This window comes from Pseudomonas sp. NFX5 (genome assembly GCF_049132125.1).
Taxonomy (GTDB): domain Bacteria; phylum Pseudomonadota; class Gammaproteobacteria; order Pseudomonadales; family Pseudomonadaceae; genus Aquipseudomonas; species Aquipseudomonas marginalis.
In genome coordinates this window covers 141608-161049 of record NZ_JAFMZG010000023.1, presented here as the reverse complement: position 1 = coordinate 161049, position 19442 = coordinate 141608, and the positions used below count along the sequence as shown (strand labels likewise).

The 19442-nt window shown below is 52.6% G+C and carries 12 protein-coding genes and 1 pseudogene; 9 read left to right on the top strand and 4 right to left on the bottom strand.

The window, feature by feature from the left end:
• Positions 1 to 23 precede the first annotated feature (23 nt).
• The 3 genes from J1N02_RS15055 to J1N02_RS15045 all read left to right on the top strand — a co-directional run bounded on the left by J1N02_RS15055 (position 24) and on the right by J1N02_RS15045 (position 3513).
• On the top strand, positions 24 to 1352 hold the full coding sequence (locus J1N02_RS15055; RefSeq protein ID WP_421147459.1) for a tyrosine-type recombinase/integrase: 1329 nt from the start codon (positions 24 to 26) through the stop codon (positions 1350 to 1352).
• A 902-nt stretch (positions 1353 to 2254) separates the two neighbouring features.
• Positions 2255 to 3235 (top strand): integrase domain-containing protein, encoded by a 981-nt coding sequence (locus J1N02_RS15050; RefSeq protein WP_421147458.1) that lies wholly within the window; start codon positions 2255 to 2257, stop codon positions 3233 to 3235.
• On the top strand, positions 3232 to 3513 hold the full coding sequence (locus J1N02_RS15045) for a hypothetical protein (protein WP_421147457.1): 282 nt from the start codon (positions 3232 to 3234) through the stop codon (positions 3511 to 3513). The genes J1N02_RS15050 and J1N02_RS15045 overlap by 4 nt, the downstream gene beginning before the upstream one ends.
• A gap of 9 nt (positions 3514 to 3522) precedes the next feature.
• Here J1N02_RS15045 and J1N02_RS15040 read toward each other — a convergent pair whose 3' ends face one another.
• From J1N02_RS15040 to J1N02_RS15025, 4 genes are all read right to left on the bottom strand, one after another.
• Positions 3523 to 7335 carry an RNA-directed DNA polymerase gene (locus J1N02_RS15040; RefSeq protein WP_421147456.1) on the bottom strand — a complete coding sequence of 1271 codons (3813 nt, stop codon included), beginning with the start codon at positions 7333 to 7335 and terminating at the stop codon, positions 3523 to 3525.
• A gap of 232 nt (positions 7336 to 7567) precedes the next feature.
• Complete coding sequence (locus J1N02_RS15035) at positions 7568 to 8710, bottom strand: beta family protein (RefSeq protein ID WP_421147455.1); 1143 nt, start codon at positions 8708 to 8710, stop codon at positions 7568 to 7570.
• On the bottom strand, positions 8707 to 9921 hold the full coding sequence (locus J1N02_RS15030) for an ImmA/IrrE family metallo-endopeptidase (protein WP_421147454.1): 1215 nt from the start codon (positions 9919 to 9921) through the stop codon (positions 8707 to 8709). Before J1N02_RS15030 ends, J1N02_RS15035 begins: the two co-directional genes overlap by 4 nt.
• Positions 9911 to 10189 (bottom strand): hypothetical protein, encoded by a 279-nt coding sequence (locus J1N02_RS15025; RefSeq protein WP_421147453.1) that lies wholly within the window; start codon positions 10187 to 10189, stop codon positions 9911 to 9913. The genes J1N02_RS15030 and J1N02_RS15025 overlap by 11 nt, the downstream gene beginning before the upstream one ends.
• 686 nt (positions 10190 to 10875) lie before the next feature.
• On the opposite strand from J1N02_RS15025, the pseudogene J1N02_RS15020 reads away from it, so the two are divergent.
• The 6 genes and pseudogenes from J1N02_RS15020 to J1N02_RS14995 form a co-directional block, all read left to right on the top strand.
• A pseudogene (locus tag J1N02_RS15020) lies at positions 10876 to 11091 on the top strand (CopG family ribbon-helix-helix protein); the annotation flags it as partial.
• A gap of 364 nt (positions 11092 to 11455) precedes the next feature.
• On the top strand, positions 11456 to 11962 hold the full coding sequence (locus J1N02_RS15015; RefSeq protein ID WP_065941133.1) for a sigma-70 family RNA polymerase sigma factor: 507 nt from the start codon (positions 11456 to 11458) through the stop codon (positions 11960 to 11962).
• Positions 11959 to 12921, top strand: a complete 963-nt coding sequence (locus J1N02_RS15010; protein WP_414887321.1) for a FecR domain-containing protein — start codon at positions 11959 to 11961, stop codon at positions 12919 to 12921. Before J1N02_RS15015 ends, J1N02_RS15010 begins: the two co-directional genes overlap by 4 nt.
• Before the next feature lie 98 nt (positions 12922 to 13019).
• A complete protein-coding gene (locus tag J1N02_RS15005; RefSeq protein WP_421147452.1) occupies positions 13020 to 15443 on the top strand; it encodes a TonB-dependent siderophore receptor in 2424 nt (807 codons plus the stop codon).
• Positions 15444 to 15795: 352 nt separating this feature from the next.
• Positions 15796 to 16953 carry an AAA family ATPase gene (locus J1N02_RS15000; RefSeq protein ID WP_092489264.1) on the top strand — a complete coding sequence of 386 codons (1158 nt, stop codon included), beginning with the start codon at positions 15796 to 15798 and terminating at the stop codon, positions 16951 to 16953.
• A 301-nt stretch (positions 16954 to 17254) separates the two neighbouring features.
• Positions 17255 to 19384 (top strand): M48 family metallopeptidase, encoded by a 2130-nt coding sequence (locus J1N02_RS14995; protein ID WP_414887323.1) that lies wholly within the window; start codon positions 17255 to 17257, stop codon positions 19382 to 19384.
• Positions 19385 to 19442: the final 58 nt, after the last annotated feature.

The following is a 19442-nucleotide window of genomic DNA, read 5'->3' as shown; positions in this document are numbered from 1 at the left end:
TCCGGTCAGGAGCGCGTACCCCTATGCCACGTCTAGCGATCCCCCTCAGCGACCTGCAATGCCGCACCGCCAAAACCCGCGAACTCGCCTACAAGCTGTTCGACGGCGGAGGCATGTACCTTTTAGTCAAACCCAATGGCGTGAAGACCTGGCGCTTGAAGTACACCAAGCCTAGCGGAAAGGAAGGTACGCTCATCATCGGCAATTACCCCATCGTTACCCTTTCCGTCGCACGACGTAAGCGAGACGAAGCCAAGGCGTTGCTGCTCGACAACCTCGACCCAATGGAAGAAAAAAAGAAGGCTAAGATCGTAGCCCAGCGGGCGGCACTGCTTTTCGAAACCGTCGCCCTGGAGTGGCACGCCGATATGTCCCGCCGCTGGACCGAAGGCCACGCAAAAACCGTAATGAGCCGACTGCGCACCCACGTCTTCCCGCTCATCGGCCAACGACCCATCGCCGAACTCGATACCCACGACCTGCTAGAAATCACCCAGCGCATCAAGGAACGCGGCACCATGGATGTGGCGTTAAGGGTACAGAACTACTTATCCACCATCATGCGCGGGGCCAAAAGGGCTCGGCAGATCACCATGAATCCTGCGCTGGATCTGGCAGGCTCGATTCACGCGCCGCGCACAGTCCATCGCCCGGCCCTATCCCTCAATCGCCTACCCGAACTGCTACACCGTATCGACAACTACAACGGCCGCGAACTGACACGCCTCGCCGTCCTGTTGACGTTGCATGTATTCGTCCGCTCCAGCGAACTGCGCTTCGCTCGATGGAGTGAGTTCGACCTCCAACGCGCCATGTGGGAAATCCCCGATACGCGCGCACCGATTGAAGGGGTACGCAACTCCACACGCGGGACCAAGATGAACGGCGACATTCAAATGGTCCCGCTGTCGCCGCAGGTCATCGAAATACTGGAGCGCCTTCGCAGCCTCAGTCGTTTTTCAGAGTTGGTGCTACCGGGCGACCACAAGTACTGGAAGCCCATGTCCGAGAACACGGTGAACACCATGCTCCGCAACGTCGGCTATGACACCAGCAAGGACGTGTGCGGCCACGGCTTCAGGACTATGGCCTGTAGCGCCCTACTGGAGTCCGGGTTATGGACCGACGCAGCCATCGAAAGACAAATGAGCCATAAGGAACGCAACCGCGTGCGCGCCGCGTATATCCACAAAGCTGAATTTCTGGAACAGCGCCGGCTGATCATGGCGTGGTGGAGCAACTACATCGATGCCAACCGTAGCGGACATGTAACGCCTCACGAATTCGCTCACCCCGTCGGCGACAACATTACCGCCCTACAAAATAGCCGTGGCGCATCCAAACGTGGGTAAGCCAATGAGATCACCGCAGTCCGCCCTTCCACGCGGGTCCATCCAGACAGGGCTGCAAAGCCGCCCTGTCTGGATGGACCTCACTTAAAAAATCTAAAGCCCATGCAACTGTCTGTGGAAAACCACCGATTTCCACCGGTGGATAATTTCATCCACAGCCGCAGAGTTCCCGAAAATTCGAGCCTTGACCCGAATTATCCACAAGCGTAGAAAAGATCGGGCAAAGCGCTGTCGTTGACAGCAACCCAGGTAGCCAGAACCTTTAAGGCTACGCCACACAGTGGTGGTTCTCCCAAAGTGCGATTAGCGTCCGGCGGCTCGCACGGTCACAGCGATGTGATGGATGCCTACTTTTACCAGTATGCCCACTGCGGCAACTCATCCCCTTTCATAGCTGCCCTGCAGCAACCTATCCGCTTGGCCATTTCTTGCGCCAACCTGCGCCCGTCTCTTTCTTCCGGAAAGAGACGGGCGCTCCTACCGCTGCTGCAGCCCAACTCGTAAAAGGCTTTGCGGCATTCCCCCTCGTGACAATCGGCGTGACAAACACCGAAGTCACCAGCAGCAGCGATGCAGATGATGGTGCCGCAGCCTACGGAATGGACTGCACCTGACTGACAGTCAGGTATGCCCCGGTCATCGCATCCCTGCCTTCACCTGCTTCAGGATCTCGCGGCATTGGCCTCGTCAGCCAATGCAGTCTCCACCCGCCCACCGGAATCGGTGTTCAGGAGGCCAGATCATGAGATGCCCAAGCTCCCGGTCGTAAAGAGCCGTCAGTCCCGCGTTAGTGGACAACCCTCACAGGTCGCAGGGGCCTTGATCCCTGATAACACTCAACATTCTTGGCGGGATGACGTGGGGAAAGTTTTAAAAGTTTTGGCTTCGAGAGGAGTTCGATCATGGCACTGGTGGGCAGGCGAGATGGACGCAATTTTGGCTACGGTCGGCAGTTGAGCTATGCCGGGCCACAGGCATTGAAAGATCTGTTTGGCGGTGGGCATTACGGGACCGTCAAAGCACACAGTGATCGCTGGCAGGCGTTTGTGCGCTGGTGTCGCTCGGAGGATGGGCCGGGGTTTAACTATGCCCGGCAAATTGATCGACAGACCCTGCGTGACTATGCCGAATATCTGCGTCACCACGTTGAACAAGGTGAGCTCGCCATCACCACTGCGCAAAATCGATTATCCAGCGTTAACCGGACTATGGCTGCGCTTCGCGGTGATCAGTATGTGAAAGTGCCGAATCCGAGCAAGGCGCTGGGAATGCGGCGCACCAGTGTTCGCTGCTCGGTGCCGCAAGGCCAAGACCCCGAACACGTGAAGCAGATCGTCGACGCGCTCTGCGAACACCAAATGCTGCGCGCGGCGGCCATCGCTCAGTTAGCGAGAGCCACCGGCATGCGCTTACGCGAGGCCATTTTGGCGGACCTACCGCGTTTAAAACGTGAGGCCGAACACTACTGCAAGATCAACATCCAGAATGGCACCAAAGGTGGCCGCGCAGGTGCGTCGGCACCTCGCTGGATCACGGTGAACGATCACATACGCGGTGCACTGGCATTCGCCCATCATGTCTCGCCCGACGGTAGCCACAACCTGCTTGCACCGAACGAAAGCTACCTCGATTTCCAACGGGGAATCGTCCGTCCTGCACGGGACATCCTCCATCAGTACAGTCTCAAAGGTTTCCACGAGTTGCGCGCGGCCTATGCATGCGAACGCTATGAACAAATCACCCATCATCCCGCACCTATCAACGGTGGCCGTTGCTGCCAGCTCGACAAACACCTTGATAAGGAAGCCCGAGTGAAAATCAGTTATGAGCTGGGACACGGCCGTATCGGCGTGGTGTCGGCTTACATTGGTAGTCGAGCATGAGCAAGCCATTCGACATGGAGCTATTCCTAGTAAGCGTCTTAACCGGGTCGTATTCCACGCGCCAACGCCACATTTGTCAGGCGAAGACAATCCAAACAGCAATCGCTGAGCGTTGGAGTCGAGATAATCCATGGACCTGGAGACGCAAACATATTGCTTGGTTTCTAATAAACAAAAGAAATGGCCGAAGCGAAGCCACTTGGTATTACTACAAGCTTACAATTAAATTAATAATTAAGCGCCTTGGAAAACAAGACGCTTTAAAGCATAACCCATGACAGATCAGGTCACCCAGCAGGCTTGGTTTTTACCTTTTTACCAGATTTATAACTAGCTCCAACATTGCGAAAATCAAACATATTCATTTCAAAAGATGATATTGACACTTGGTGGGAGCCATGAACATGAGTTATAAGCTTGTCATGCCGTTCCTTATATGGCGCTTTAGCAACCGAACCGCCAAATTCTCCTGTATTAACCAATGCAACATGCTGATACATGTGATAATACAAAGCATCCACCATTGAATCAAATGTGGTCACATCTTGATTTAATGCAACGACCAAGTATGCATCTGACTTATCTTTCAAGTCGGCACTAATCTTAATATCCGTAGCGTCATAGCATACTGACCCTGAAAGCGTGAATCCTTTATCCTTCGGAAATGCTGGATGCACCAACTCAATTAGCAATTGATAAGGACGCCAAGGTTTCACCTTACCGACCTCGTCCTTCATCATATTAAACTTACCCTGAAGCCGGCTTATGAACTTCTTACCCGCCGAAAGCTTTTGAGGTATAAGCCATTTCGCTACGTTATTGGGCCCCTCCACACCAGGGAGATTTATAAAAGTTAGACCTGTAAAAATTATTGCCCCAGTCTTATTCGCGAGCTGGTGCAAAATATCAACATCTTGCTCACTAACTGATAACTCCGGCCAAATTATAAGATCTATACTGCTATCCTTGTAGTTTAGGTCATCGATACTACGCTGACTATGAGCCTTGTGTAAAATTAACTCAGCAACAGAAGCTATATGCCTACGATGCCTAGACCTATATTTAGGTGTATCCAACATAAGCCCATGCTCTTGAAAGTCTCCCTTCAACGGCAACAAAGATTGGACCATAACAACTTTTAGCGATTTCTTGTCCTTCTGCCAACCAAAGCTAAGCTTTTCGACATATGCAGGAATACCAGTCATTTTACAGAATAGTTCTTTCTGATATTCCAAGCGTTCAATTGTTAATTTCTGAAGGGCTTTAATATCCCATACTTTTGGCCATTCATAATTTCCCTCATGCAAATTGGTTCCTGGCCATTGCAATAAAGCAAACAGAAGACTGGATACCCAGTTAGACATAGGTGCCGTCTCACCATTCAACGCTTCAGGAGAGTGCATCATGCCTAACTGCCGCTTCATAAAACTCGATCTCAAGCCTATATATCGAGCCTGACTTGAGTCAGCCGGAGTCATTGAAGACCAGTCTACATTGCCCATGAGGCAACTACGCAGAAAGATACCTAACCTATATAGAGGCTTGTGATTATCCTCAATCCATTCCGGCAAAGGAAATATCGGATCCTCATCGAAACCAATCACGATACTGAACCGAACATCCAACGATTGAATCTTACCCCAATTTGAACAAGTTATCTTACAATTACCTAGATCAATATTAGCAGGAAGATCCAACGTATTGTCAGTTAAAGAATTCAAATTGCAATCGAAGTCCCCACCACTCATCAATGCTAGCAACAAAGCAAGAGCGGCATTCTCGTGTGCAAACGGATTATCAGGCCTTTTAACAACCCCAAGAAGGGAAATAGGTCTTCCATTAAAACGGTTAAGGTCGCCCGTGATTGCTAACTGGAATAGGCCCGCTTTTTCCATAACCCCCTTACATTCAGATATCCAACCGCAATCATTATTTTTCGCATAATCAGCTAAAGCAAACAAAAACTCTGGCGACTCTACAGCAATCTTTTTGCAAAAACGGAATACATCTGCTCTATATAGGCCGCCGGCAGGCAGAGGAAACACCTTTACAAAAGATTTTTCTAACAAACAACTGACAGCGCGAACAACCAAGCCCTTGTCGCGTGATAACTGATAGGAGAGAAGTGCATTTGCTATAAAATCAACAGCACTCATTTTTGCTGAGATATTACGATAGCCCTTCATCATTTTTGTAATGATATTAAAGTCATCACTATTCGTATCTTGATCTAAAGGTGAGTCATTCCTAACCAAGCAATAGAACATTGCTTGGTCAAGAAGATTTTTATGCGTAGACGGAGAAGAAATCATCTTAACCGCTAGATTTTGTAGGTGCTCAAAAAAGCCACTTACGTCAGCATGTGCTGGAAATGTCCATTTTTCTTTTGTATGTATTAATGTTGCCGCGTGACGAAAAATCTCTCCCAAGCAATATTGAGCAACCTGTTGCTGTTGGAGTTCGGCCTCACGCTTAGCGACTGACGTTAGCTGGCCCAATACAGGCTTCAGGATTCGTTTATCTGGAAAAAGCTCTAAACCTTTTTTCAACAAAAGAGTTAAAGATGGATCTTTACTCCAGCATGAAATAAATTTTCGAGCCATCCGTTCTTGTAAATAATCCCAGGCTCCTGGTTTAGGGTTACCATTTTCGTCTAGTTCCTGCGAAAAGAAACTTCGCTTTTGCTTCAACAAAGCATGAATCTTATTAGCTGAAAATCGTAGCAGCGTGTCATCACGAACGTCATTACTAGGCGCTTCGATAATTGCCAAAGGGTTGGTGTTATCCTGATCCGTTTCGGATGCTCGTAGACTATCCGCCAGACCAATCAATCCCTCCAGATGACCTAGTTGCTCATCCACTTCCGTGGCAGATAGCGGGCCGCTGACCTTGCTTTGAATATCTTTAAGCTTCGTAGAAATCCCAGCACGCTTATATCTAAATTTTTCTATTTTAGTCTTATCATGATTAAATTTCAGGCCAAGCGCTAAAAGATGACAACCTATCTTTTCATCAATTACAGACCTTATTTCTTCCGAACGAATGCCGTCATCTACTAAAATAATCAGTCTCATATCGTCGACATAGCGACAATAATCCACAAGATGAATGTTTTCCGAAAGATCCTGACCAATTAGAGTCTGAGCAATCTCATCGAACTTCAAAAGATAAATATTGGCTAGAAACCCACCCACAACCAAACCCTGTGGGATTCCACTTGGAATACTTTCTTGATCACTTTTGCATACTGCTTCATAAATAGCTGGACTAGTTGCGTCCCACTTCCAATTAACAAAGCTTGCTAACAACTTCTCAACAATCGGATCCAGGTTGTTATCGCACAAGGCTCTAATGCCAGATGCTAACTTGTTACGATCTATATTATCGTAGAATTTAGCTATATCTAAATGAACCTCGAAGACGTGTTGCCCCTTGAGCTTTTGCTGCAGCGCCTCCGCTCCAAAATACAAAGGCCTAGCAAGAAATTTTTGGTAATCCGAAAAGTACTTGCTGTAACTCGTACTGTTACCCCATGCGAATGTCGCATCAGAGTCCTTAAATTGACAATAGAGGCGATTACCATAATTTACTATTCTTTTCTGATGAACCTCATTTAGATGAGTAGCCGTATTTCCTTGACTAGATTCGACCTTATTGACCAAGCACATCATGAGCGCCATCAATAAGCTTTGATCACGAATAGAAACATGAGCTAAAGGTCTAAGTGGCTTCGGAGTTTTTGCCTCAGGACACCATTTATGAGTAGAAACCTCAGATGCGTCAAAACCCCAACCGACCACATCCATATCTAATATATTTAGATTCTGAGCTTTAACAAAAGTCCAACGTTCGGCTTTAGGTGCAGGCACTAGCCGTAAATCGTCGAAAGAAAAGTCTGGACTCTTTAAGTCAGCGAGCCAATGATCGAGACGTTCATCCAGATCAATTGCCGACCTATCGAGTTCAAAGTTATCAGCATACCAATTCGTCGAGCGGATATACTGATGTGCTTTTTTCCAGGCTTGGGCAAGCACAACTTTATCTGTCAGATACTCGAAGGTAGGCTGCAGCGCACGATATTTATTTGCAAGTAATCCCATTTTTTCATAGCTCAGAAATGTACAATCAATCTAGTTTATTTTATTAGTTGCAGACTAATTGAGATCAGCTACGTAACGCACGCATGCCTACCCCGCACAAAACCAGATCAGTCACTGGCTAAAACACGAAATCTAAATGGCTAAATAATATTTGAGCAATAAAAAACTCTAAAAAATATCCCCTCAGCTAACCGTCTGATGGATAAATTACTAATGGATTAAAATAACGACCTCACACAGGTTGCCTTGCATGTTTAGCAGCAACAAGTTCTTTATACTCTATTACTTCGCGCACAACCGAGTGTATATGGTGATTGGTATCAATAGATATCCAATCTGAAGACGTTCCCGAAAACTCACCTTGGCTGCAACGAAGAATCTCATTGTCTCCCCAACTAAACTTTTCTTTAGCCCAGTGCCCTGATGCAATAACTAACCTTGCAAGCTCCTGATGCTGGGCACCTTTGAGGCCCTCTGTCAAAGGGTAACCTCTAGCGATGAATATCTCCTTATCAATTGTATAACGGATCTTTCCGTTCGCATGCGAAGGCCCACCTGTTTCTTTGGAATTAGGCCCGCGGATGCCATAATCACTGAAACCTAGCGACTCTAATCCAGGTTGCACAATAAGAGATCTCCATGCTGACATCTCTTTCCTAAGAACTAAGCCGGTGCTATTTTTGTCTTTAATCGCGGAAGATATAAAAGCAGGAAGTGAACACCCAGCCACCCTAAAATTATTAAATCCAGCTCTTTTTAACAGGGCTATTGCTTTTTCCGACTTAAATATAATGTCAGGTACAGTGTGCTTTTGAGAAGATACGTCTCCAAAATCGATCATAACTATTACAAGAATCGGATCAAGATCCAAAGTATCAGTTATCTCGCTCAGACGCTCTAATACAAATTCTTCCTCAGAGAGTTCCTCCACCGTATCCGAATCCATAACAAGGCGCAGAACAAAATCACACCCAGAGGCTAGCCGAGCCCCACGAAGCGCATTAACGTAAACAGGATCATCCCATCGAACATAATCAACAACTAGATTAGCTGTGACACGAAATGACTCCAACTGATTCCGTAGAAATGGAATCACATGCTCGCCACCCTCTGTTTGAGCACTGGTAGACCACTTCGGCATATCTAAGAAAATTTCACGAGTCTTCCAAACCGTGGAGATCTCCGCAGCAATACCGCTCAGGTAGGATTCAATTGGAGGAAACAGCTGACCGCTAAGCTTTTCAAGCTTATCGTCGTTAACTGGTGAAATATCGAACCAAGGTATAACTTTCTCCGCTGCGAACTTCTTTAGCTCTGCAAGAGCGGTGAGCTCACCGGGTTTTGCTTTCAAAATTGGGACGTAAACAAGTTTCATAACTCACCATTAGAATGATTAGAAAGTAGTTTTCTAACTTCACCACGCCCCAACAAATCAGAAAACAACTGGTAGTTTTCTTTTTCTCGTTGGATTCTCCCTGCGATGATCGCAGGATGTATTTTTAATTCCCTGGATAACTTATCTATATTTTCTCTGCTGGGGTCCAAATAGGCGCCGGAGCGTTTCCAAGTTACCCTAGGGATACAGGCCTCTCTTGCTATCCGATTTGCTTCCGCCTCTCTTCTGTCTTCTGAAGAAGCATCTAAATCATCCAGGAAAGCCTCTTCATTTCCTATATGCTTCCATATATGCGCAACTTCGTGAAGCAACGTGAACCAGAAGTTGTCTAATCGGTCGTACCTAAGTGTCAAGCCTATCACGGGGGTTCCGTCTACATCCTTCAATGCGGCACCATCTAACATAGTACCCTTCAGATGCGGCTCAATTATCACTGCTATACCATGTTTTTTAAGGAACTCGATAGCAAGGAGAGGTCCATTTTCAAACCAACTTAGCTGGGCCAAATCCTTCAAAAATGAACTCGACAGCTTACTTTGGTCAAATGCACCTAAAAGATGGCTACTCTCTCTAGCGCGCTGAATAACTCTAAGAAGCCACACATACAAAGAATATTTGGTAGTCGGTGAGTATGCATCACCTAATGGCGTACGCCTGAATGCGGCCTCCCCAAACTGCCATCCTATAAGTGACACGAATTCCCGAAGCGTCTCTTCAGTAGTTTTGGAGGCTTTACCTATAGCTTTATCAATCCATCCCCTAGCGACCATTTCTTTTACTGGGAATCGAGACCAGTCAACTTCGTCCGTCGATTTTTTTTCTTCTGTATGGGACAATCCAAGTAAGGTCTCTGCCGAAATCCCCAATCCAACTGAAAGAGCTTTTATCATAGGAACAGTCAGCGGGCGTTTGCGACCCAGAACTTCTGACACCCGGCTCCTAGTACCAAAGTAAGGAATTAGATCCGCTTGTTTTAAATTTCTTTCGTGCATCCTAAACAGAATTGCATCGATTGGGTCAGGGGCATCAATCGGATGTTTTTTATTCTCATAATCCTCAATAAGAAGAATCAGGACCTCAAGGCGATTACTTTCCGAAGAACCAGGTTTAGGCATCATTGACATCAGCCTATCCACCTCACTCAGATAAGCTCGGTGCTGTTCTTCTGTTCTTATGACCTTAGTGTCCATCAATTTCTTCTGCACCTAATAGCGCGGTTATGAGCGCGATTTTTTGAGGAAACACAATTTTCACCTCTAACCAGCACTTTGCTAAATTCACTTCAAAAATAAAAACACCGGTCTTCCGCTCTCTTGCCGAGGGAAATTGATCAAAGAGATCAGCTTCCTGCGTCCACACCGCATGGATAATTTCAGCGACCCATGCGCTGACCCACGTGTCGATTTCTGGTCCGCGCCCTCTCAACCTATCGAGTATGTCCTTACCAACCAGATGCATAGTAATGTTCCCAATTTGGGATCAATATAAATCCCTTCCGAACGCGCGTCAACCGCATAAATTCCCAAAACGGGAACACCATGAGTATCCTCATGGTAGCGTTTTATCATCACCCCCAACAAGCTGCTGAATCTGTGGGGGGATATGGAGGTGGATGGTTAGAGAAAGTCGCAGAGGATTCAGAGCATGGGGGATCAACAGACTCAAAATTTTCACGCCGTCATGTCATTACATACGCTTGGAATCAAACGAAAAAATCTATAAAAGTCTGTGTCGTAGGTGGCTATGGACATCTCCTGGAACGCTATAGAAAACATGAGATTTGGTAGACGCCTTTTAAAGACGAGACGTGGATGACGTACCGGCTTCGACTCCAACAAGATCCATAACTAGCTGATTTATTTATAGTTACTGGTCGGGGTACGCCAAATTTTCCACCGACGTCTAAACCCGCAGGAAACCTGGCCTCGCCAAAAGCTACCGTTCGTCTGGTGCCGCACCATACAAAACAAAGCCCTCACAGAAATGTGAGGGCTTTGTTGTTTCTGGGTTAATACAACCCAGTCGCTCGCCTGTAAATCCTTCCCCAAACCGACAAACCGCTATTGGTGGCCGACTACCAGCCGAAGCATAACGTCCGCATACCATGTACACAGCGCATACAGAACACGTGTGGAACAACGTTAATGGCAGCCTCTCCCGTTCTGTCTTTCCGAGTAAAGCCCGAACTTGTCAGCGAGTTGGATCAACTGGCGCGGGCGACCGACCGAGATCGTCAATACCCCCCAGCAGCGGGCTTTGAGCCGCTACGTGACCGCTGAGTGCTGGCATTTAAAGCCGTGCAGGAAGACATTGCAGATACTGATGCCGGCAACGCCACTGATTGGGAATTGGGGGAGGCAGCCGTCTTCCACATTCTCAACAGCCTGGGAATGCTGGAGCGTTCCCTCATGCAGGGAAAGCGTCTCCAGTACTCGATTGCCGGGAGCTGGTTATCACTGCGTATCCGTATCGAGCAACCTCTAGTTTGCAAGGTGACCGCGAAGCGCACCACAGCACCAAGCCCCGTAACTCGGGGCTTGGTGCTATTTGGCGTTTGAATGAATATCGGCAACTGCAAGAAAACAAACCCGGCCAGGGTAATTCAAAGGCCGTCAGGAATATGGACGGAGAATTCCACCCCATCAAACAGGTGTAAACACTGTACAACCATGCGCCCGATCAATACGATGAGAAGCATTATCATTCACGCAGTGCGAGCCTCACATGCAGGATGCCAGCCCAACATCGTCCGTCGAACAGTTGTACGAGAATCATCACGGCTGGCTGCAGGGCTGGCTGAACCGGCGGTTGGGGCACAGTGCCGACGCCGAGGATCTGGCCCACGACACGTTCATCCGTGTGCTGCGCGCCCCCCAGCAGGTGCGCGAGTTGCGCCAGCCCATGGCGTTTCTCGCGGCGATTGCCAATGGACTGCTGGTCAATCGCTGGCGCCGCCAGGAGATCGAGCGGGCTTATCTTGAAGCGTTGGCTGCTCGGCCCGAAGGGGGGGAATCGTCACCCGAGGACCGGTATCTGGTGATCGAAACCTTGTTACAACTCGACTCGCTGCTGATTGGGCTCTCTGAGCGCATACGGCAGATTTTCTTCATGTCCCAGCTCGACGGCCTGACGTACCCGCAGATCGCTGCGCAGTTGGGTTTGACTGTGGCTCAAGTGCAACGGGCCATGGGTAAGGCATTCAGTGTGTGCTATGCGAGCCGTTTCGAATGAGGGCCGAGATTAATCCGCAGGTGCGCGATATCGCCATTGATTGGCTTGTCAGGACGCAGTCCGGGCTTATGAGTGCGCCTGATCTGGAGGCATTGCGGTGTTGGCGCGAGGCGAGCGATGAGCATGAGCAGGCCTGGCAACGTGTCGCCAGCTTGCCGCTGTTGCAGCAGCCCGGAGCGAATCTCTTGCGCGATGCCACCGCGCGCAGGGCACTGGCGTCGGCTGGGCCGGACATGCAGAAACGTCGGCAGTTACTCAAGCGCCTGTTGGTCCTTGGTGCGGTTGGCACCGTTGCCTGGCAAGGCGCGGGGTCCACGCCAGTGCGCGCCGCGCTGGCGAACCACCGCACAGGAACAGGCGAGCGTCACCAGTGGACCCTGGTTGATGGCAGCTCGCTATGGCTGAACACGGCCAGTGCGGTGAACCTGGATTTTAATGACCAGGTGCGGCGCATCCAGATGATAGAGGGCGAGCTGGCCTTGAATGTGCGAGCAGAATCGCGCCCGCTGCAGTTGATCACGCCGGACGCGATCCTGCAGAGCCGCGATGCGCAGTTGCAGGTGCGCCATGACCGGCAGGGCACGCAGGTCACCGTCGTGGGCGGCCAGGTGCAGGTGCACTCACGCGGCCAGCCAACGTCCTCTTCACTTGAGGCCGGATGGCAGGCACGGGTGGACCGCCTGGGTATCGGCGTACCGAGCCGTCCCGACCTGCTGGTCGCCCAGGCCTGGCTGCGCGGGATTCTGCCGGCGGATCGCCTGCGCCTGGATACCTTGGTGGCGGAGCTCTCGCGTTATCGTCCCGGTGTTTTACGTTGTCATGAGCAAGTCTCAGGGTTACGCCTCACAGGCAGTTTTTCGCTGGATGACACCGACGCAGCCTTGACCCTGGTAGCGCGCACGCTGCCGGTGCGTATCGAGCGCATGACGCGGTATTGGGTCTCGATCGTGCCCGCCTGAAATATTTTTTCCGCTGCACGATAGTTTTTTCGTACTCGCTTGGCCTATAGGGATCACCCACCCGCCAGAGGTGGGTCTTGACCCCTTAGGAGCCCCGTATGACTTCACCTTCCCGCGCCCTGCGTGCCCGTACGCTTGGGCTGTTGTTGCTCAGCGTGCAACCGCTTTGCGGCCTTCCAGTCTTTGCCGCGGGTAGTTCGCAGCATTACAGCATCGACGCTGGCCCCCTGGATTCTGCGCTGTCACGTTTCGGCGCACAGGCAGGGATTACCATGGCGGGCAGCTCAACGCTGACGGCCGGCAAGAAAACCCAGGGGCTGCAAGGCGATTTCAGTACTGAGGCCGGCCTGACGCAGCTCTTGCTCGGCTCGGGGCTGACCTATGAGCGCCAGGACGACGGTAGCCTGCTGCTGGTACCGAGCAACGGCGACGTGTTGGAGTTAGCGCCGACTGCGATCAGTGGCACCGCATACGACACCTCGTTGGGCCGCAACGATGGCCTGGTCGCCAGCCGGACCATGAGTGCCAACAAGACCGATACGTCGATCATGGAAACGCCGCAATCGATCAGCGTGGTCACCCGTAAGCAGATCGATGCCCAGCAGCCACAAAGCATCGGGCAGGTGCTGCGCTACACCGCCGGGGTCAATGGTGAAGCCAACGGTGTCGATACCCGGCGCGACACGATTAGTATTCGTGGCTTTGACGCGACGACTGGCGGTGGTATCTATCGCGATGGCCTGCGCCAGTACAGCTTTGCCAACCAGAGCCGTGCCGTGGGCGAAGTCTATGGACTGGAGCGGGTGGAGGTACTGCGCGGGCCATCGTCGGTGCTCTACGGGCAAAGCTCGCCGGGCGGCATGGTCAACGTGATCAGCAAGCGTCCCACCGATGAGCCGCTGCATGAACTGGTGGCGCAGGCAGGCAGTTTTGATCGCAAGCAATTGGCTGCGGACTTCGGCGGGCCGCTTAGCGAGGACGGCGTCTTGACTTATCGCCTCACCGGGCTGTGGCGAGACAGCGGTACGCAAATCGACTACGCCCGTGATGACCGTCAATTCATCGCCCCGGCAATCAGTTGGCGCCCCTCGGACGACACCTCGCTGACGGTGCTGGCGTCCTTTCAAAAAGACCGCAATGTGCTGGGCTACTACGCGTTGCCGCGGATAGGCACCCTCGACAGCTCGCGTTACGGACGGATCGCTACGGATCGTTTTGTCGGCGACCCTGACTTCGACAAGTACGATGTAGAACAGTGGTCACTGGGGTATCAGTTTGAACATCACCTCAATGATATCTGGACATTCCGCCAGAACGCCCGTTACAGCCGCTCCTATCAGGAACAGCGCACGATTTACCAGTACGGCCTGGATGACGACCAGCGCACCGTGGGCCGCTTCGGTTATCTGGGCCACGAAAAGGTGAAGAATGCGCTGCTCGATAACCACTTCCAGGCCCAGTGGAACGCCGGCCGTTTCGAACATACAACGCTGGTCGGTATCGATTTGCAACACGCCAGTACCAACCAGTTGGGGGGTGGCAACGTGGTTGATCCCCTGGATGTGTATGCGCCGGTCTATCACCAGGATTACAGCGACCTGGACGCTTTTTACGACATCAACCAGCGTCGTCAGCTAGACCAGGCGGGTGTGTATCTCTCGGAACAGCTCAAATTTGACGAGCATTGGGTCTTCAACCTGGGCGGTCGCCAAGACTGGGCACGCTCGAAAACGGTCCATTACGCCACCGATACGGCGGCAGACCTCAAGCAGCGCGATCACGCCTTCACGTGGCGGACCGGTGTGATGTACCTGGCAGACAACGGCCTGGCGCCCTACGCGAGCTATTCGGAGTCGTTTTTCCCTAACATCACGGCGGTGGCGCGTGACGGCAGTGCCTTCGAACCCGAAACCGGTCGCCAGTATGAAGTCGGGATCAAATTCCAACCCAAGGGCAGTGACAGCTACGTGACCGTCTCGCTGTTCGACCTGACGCGGCAAAACGTACTGACTGCCGATCCTGCCAACAATCGTTTCTCGGTGGCGACCGGAGAAATCCAGTCGCGCGGTATCGAACTGGAAAGCAAGGCGCAGGTGTCCGATGCGCTGGAGTTGATGGCCAACTACAGCTATTCACACCTTGAAATTACCCGCAGCAATACGGCCGATGAGAAAGGCAATCAACCTGGCAATACCCCTGAACAACTGGCCTCGCTCTGGTCGCAATACACCATTCAGGGCGGCGCGCTATCGGGCTTGGCGATAGGGGGAGGAGTACGCTATGTCGGCAAGAGCTATATCGACTCGCAAAACAGCGAAGGCATTCCCCACTACACGCTGTTTGACGCCAGCCTGAGCTACGACCTGGGCAAGCTGTCTTCATCCTATGCAGGGGCGAAGCTGGCGCTCAATGCGTCCAACCTGACCGACGAAACCTATGTCTCCCAGTGTGGTTACACCGGCGACAGCTGCAAATACGGGTATCGCCGAAATGTGACCGGATCGGTGAGTTACAACTGGTAAGCACCCCCTTGGCGACCGGATCGGCACGTAGCGCAATTGCCAGACAAAACCGCTTTCGTACTCGATATTTCAACAGCGTCGGCCGATAGAGGGCGTTGACAGCGGACTGCTTTCGACAGCCTGCTGCCACGGCAGCTTTTGGCGGATTCCTGCCTATTCTCTACGGAAGGGATGATCGACAACGTTCGAATTCAGGAGGTTTACCATATATTCATCCTCGATCATCCCCTCCACGCCTCACCTCCCCTCCTGTTGAATCACCTCTTTTCGCGCCAAAGCTCCGGATTTCATCCTTTATGCTAAATTATGTATTGGCAATAATTATGGCGTATCCATAAAAAGGGATAATTGCATGAGCAGCATATTTCAGCGCCCTGAACTGGCTGAATCGATGGCAAACCAGCTTCTCAATCCAGGCGTATTAGATGAAGGTCTACGCTCAGGTCTTTTTCTGTCTGGCCTGCGCCGTACAGGTAAAACGACCTTCCTGCGCAACGACCTTATCCCTGCCCTGGAAGCAGCAGGCGCCCTGGTGATTTACGTCGACCTATGGAGCGATACGCTGGCCAACCCGGCAACGCTCGTGCACAACGCCATCCACAAGACCCTGAAAGAACTGCAAACGCCGGGCTCTTCAATCCTGGAAACGCTCAAGCGAGTCAGCAATGTCGATCTGGGCGCAGCAGGATTCAAGTTCGGTTTCAAACTCGACAGCATCGGCAACGCCGACGGCCCCACATTGGCGCAAGCACTCGCAGAGGTCGTCGACCAAGCGAAGACCGATCTCGTGTTGATCATCGACGAGGTGCAACATGCCATTTCCTCCGACGATGGCAACCAACTGCTCCTGGCCCTCAAGGCTGCTCGTGATGCAATCAACCCGCGCCCGAATACGCCGGGCTACTTCCTCTTTATCGGCACAGGCTCCCACAGAGCCCAGGTAAGCGAGCTGACCGCCAAACGCAACCAAGCGTTTTCCGGCGCGACATCGGCCGCGTATCCACTGCTAAAGGGTGACTACGTTGAATTCCTGCTCAACCGACTGGCAATGACGGTGAAGAAGGAAAAGCTCCCCTCACTTGAAGCCGCTGTCGAAGCCTTCAATACCCTGGGCAATCGACCTGAGGAAATGCTCAAGGCATTGCGTCAGCTACTGCAACAGGGCGGTGATCCTGATCTTTTCCTCCCCGTGATTGCCAGCACCTTACGCTCAGCGGCGGCAAGTATTGAGCTTGAAAAAGTCGAACAGCTGGGCAGCCTGGCTCAGGCGATTTTCAACAAGATCGCGGCTACGGAAGGCGATGCTCGGGGGATTTTCTCTACCGATGCAGCTGCGGAATATTCAAAGACGGTAGGTCGCGAAGTGCGGGTTGAAGAGATTCAACCCGTGGTGATTGCGCTGGTGGCGGAGAACATCATCATGCGGCGAGGGCATGGGATTTATGCGATTACGGATCAGTTTGTTCAGGAGATTTGGTTGGAGGAGCGTGCGTTGATTGAGGGGCGGTAGGGACAAGCAATAAATTTTCCACCTTAGTCACATGCTTGGACTTTGTAGGTCCGCTATTGATGATGTGGTGAAGGTGTTGGAGTCGCCTGGGAATACCGGGCTGTAAGTAGGGCTGTGAAGCGGCCCCAAAACCAGGCGCTTAGTAAAATCTCAGTGCCTTTATTGGGGCTGCTGCGCAGCCCGGCGCGGGGCAAGCCCGCTCACCACAGAGTTGTGTGCCCGCATTTGAGGGTGGTGTAGATACCCAGGGGCGTTTTTTTCGGTATAAACCTGAACATCCCTGCGTCGTGAACGGACTCCCATGAACGCCCTCAAACTGATCTGCCTCCTCATCGTTTTCCCGCTGCTGCTGGCCGCCCTCGGTGGCTGGGAGCGTCAGCGTGCTGACGAAACCACCACGGCGCTGGTCGATTACCACGTCACGGTGACTACCGCTAAACAGCAACTCCAAGCGCTGGCGGCGAAGGAGCCGACGGCGATGGTCGCCCTGGTCGATGAAAAAATCAGCGTGCAAACGGCCCTCTCGCGTCTGGAAAAAATCGAAGCCGAGCTGCCCATTGCCCACCGCGTGAACCGTGCGATGCGGGTCCTGGCGCCGTGGGTGATGGGCTTGGGTCTGTCGGCGGCGTTGATTGGTGCGGCTGCATTGGCGGGTACGTACTGGGCCGGGCGGCGGGCACGGCACTCACGGGAGAGGTTATTGCAGGCGTTCTCCCTGGGCAGCCGCCTGTTGCCCTATGTGCTGGTGGGCCATGTGGTGGCGGTGGCGGCGGCCGTCGCGTTGGCGTTGAGTTTCGAAGGCTTGGGGATGTGGCATATCGGCCGGCTGGGCAGTGGCGAAGTCAAGCTGATGGCGGTGCTGGGGGTGATCGCGGCGTTCTGTGTGTATTCGATCTGGCAGTTGCTCAGACAGCTGCGCCCTATGCTGGGGATGTTCAAGCCCGAGCCGCTGGAGATGTTCGGCCAGGTGGTGACGCCCGTGCAGGCTCCAGGGTTGTGGCGCCATGTGGACGAATTGGCGGAGAGGCTCGGCGCGCTGCCACCGGACCACATCGTGGTGAGCCTGGCCCAGGGCTTTTACGTGACCTCCAGCGCGGCCACTGTGCAACCGGCGAATACTTTGCTGCAGGGGCGCACCTTGCATGTGCCGTTGCTGTATCTGGGCCTGCTGAGCCGTGAAGAAATCAGCGCGGTGATCGGCCATGAGCTGGCGCACTTTGTGGGGAAGGACACGGAATACAGCCTGCGCTTTTTACCGATCTACGATGGGGTCAATCGCAGCCTCGAAGCGCTATTGAACACGATGCTGACCAGCGATTTTATCCAGGGACGGCTGATGCGGCCGTCGTTCATGTTCGGTGTGTTTTTCATGCAGCGCTTTGATGACGCGGTGAACCACTGGAGCCGTGAGCGTGAATTGCTGGCGGACGCTGCCGGCGCGCAGTTGGCGGGCCCTGCGGCGGCGGCTTCGGCGTTGTTGCGGGTGTCGGTGGTGCAGCCGCACGTTGAGGATGCCTTGTTGGCGTTGTGTGAAGCAGGCGCGGCTACCGATCTGCCCGACGCCGTATTCGCGAGCTTGCGTGAGTGTGAATTGCAACCATCAGCCGAAGCCCTGGAGATTCATCAACCCCATCCCACCGACTCCCACCCCTCCAATGGCGAACGCCTGCAGGCGCTGCACGTGCCACTGGACGATACCCTGCGCAGCGCCACCCGCGAGGTGGATAGCGACGTAGCGAATGCACAGATGGATGCCTATTTCAGTGCCCCCCAGGCAGTGCGCGAGCAGCTGTCTCGCGACGTGATGGACGTGGCGGTGTCGGAGAACAGCGCGCACACCCAGCTGCTGGAAACCTTGGCCGCTTCGGCCGAGGGTGAGCGCAGCCTGCATGAAGGCGGCCAGTGGCGCGGGGTGCTGATGGCGGTGTCGGGCCTGCCCTTTGTGCTGGCTGCCCTGTTTATCCTGAGTCGAGTCTGGCTCGCCCCGGAGCGTTTGAAAGGCACGCCGCTGTCGGCAGTCGGCGCGGGCGCGTGCCTGGGCCTTATCGGGCTGGGCCTGCTGTGGCTGGGCATCCGTCGATTCAAGCGCGCGCCGCAGACCGCGTTGCGCCTGACACCGGAGCATTTTGTGTTCAATAACCTGGCGCAACCGCTGCCCATCGAACATATCGAGGAGATCACGTTGCAGTTTGTCCAGGGCATCTGGGTAACCGTTCAACTGACGCCCGAGGCGCCGTTACCGGCAATGCGCAAGACCGCGTTCGGTGTACCCGGCGTGCGGGTCAACAAGAAGAAACGCCAGGTGCTGCTGCTGATGGCACAGCTGTGTATCGACAATAAAAAGATCGAACCTTATGAGGGGTTGTCCTTGATGCTCGACTACAAGAATGCGGCGTTGGCGCGCAAGATTTTGCAGAGCCGCGAGGACTGATGCACACCCATAAAAAAACCCCGAACCAGTCGGGGTTTTTTATTGCCTGGAATCAGGC

Excerpts from the sequence above, each read along its gene's own strand:
- J1N02_RS14995 (WP_414887323.1), top strand. The coding sequence starts at position 17,255 with ATGAACGCCCTCAAACTGATCTGCCTCCTCATCGTTTTCCCGCTGCTG.
- J1N02_RS15005 (WP_421147452.1), top strand. The coding sequence starts at position 13,020 with ATGACTTCACCTTCCCGCGCCCTGCGTGCCCGTACGCTTGGGCTGTTG.
- J1N02_RS15050 (WP_421147458.1), top strand. The coding sequence starts at position 2,255 with ATGGCACTGGTGGGCAGGCGAGATGGACGCAATTTTGGCTACGGTCGG.
- J1N02_RS15015 (WP_065941133.1), top strand. The coding sequence starts at position 11,456 with ATGCAGGATGCCAGCCCAACATCGTCCGTCGAACAGTTGTACGAGAAT.
- J1N02_RS15055 (WP_421147459.1), top strand. The coding sequence starts at position 24 with ATGCCACGTCTAGCGATCCCCCTCAGCGACCTGCAATGCCGCACCGCC.
- J1N02_RS15010 (WP_414887321.1), top strand. The coding sequence starts at position 11,959 with ATGAGGGCCGAGATTAATCCGCAGGTGCGCGATATCGCCATTGATTGG.
- J1N02_RS15040 (WP_421147456.1), bottom strand. The coding sequence starts at position 7,335 with ATGGGATTACTTGCAAATAAATATCGTGCGCTGCAGCCTACCTTCGAG.
- J1N02_RS15035 (WP_421147455.1), bottom strand. The coding sequence starts at position 8,710 with ATGAAACTTGTTTACGTCCCAATTTTGAAAGCAAAACCCGGTGAGCTC.
- J1N02_RS15000 (WP_092489264.1), top strand. The coding sequence starts at position 15,796 with ATGAGCAGCATATTTCAGCGCCCTGAACTGGCTGAATCGATGGCAAAC.
- J1N02_RS15025 (WP_421147453.1), bottom strand. The coding sequence starts at position 10,189 with ATGCATCTGGTTGGTAAGGACATACTCGATAGGTTGAGAGGGCGCGGA.
- J1N02_RS15030 (WP_421147454.1), bottom strand. The coding sequence starts at position 9,921 with ATGGACACTAAGGTCATAAGAACAGAAGAACAGCACCGAGCTTATCTG.
- J1N02_RS15045 (WP_421147457.1), top strand. The coding sequence starts at position 3,232 with ATGAGCAAGCCATTCGACATGGAGCTATTCCTAGTAAGCGTCTTAACC.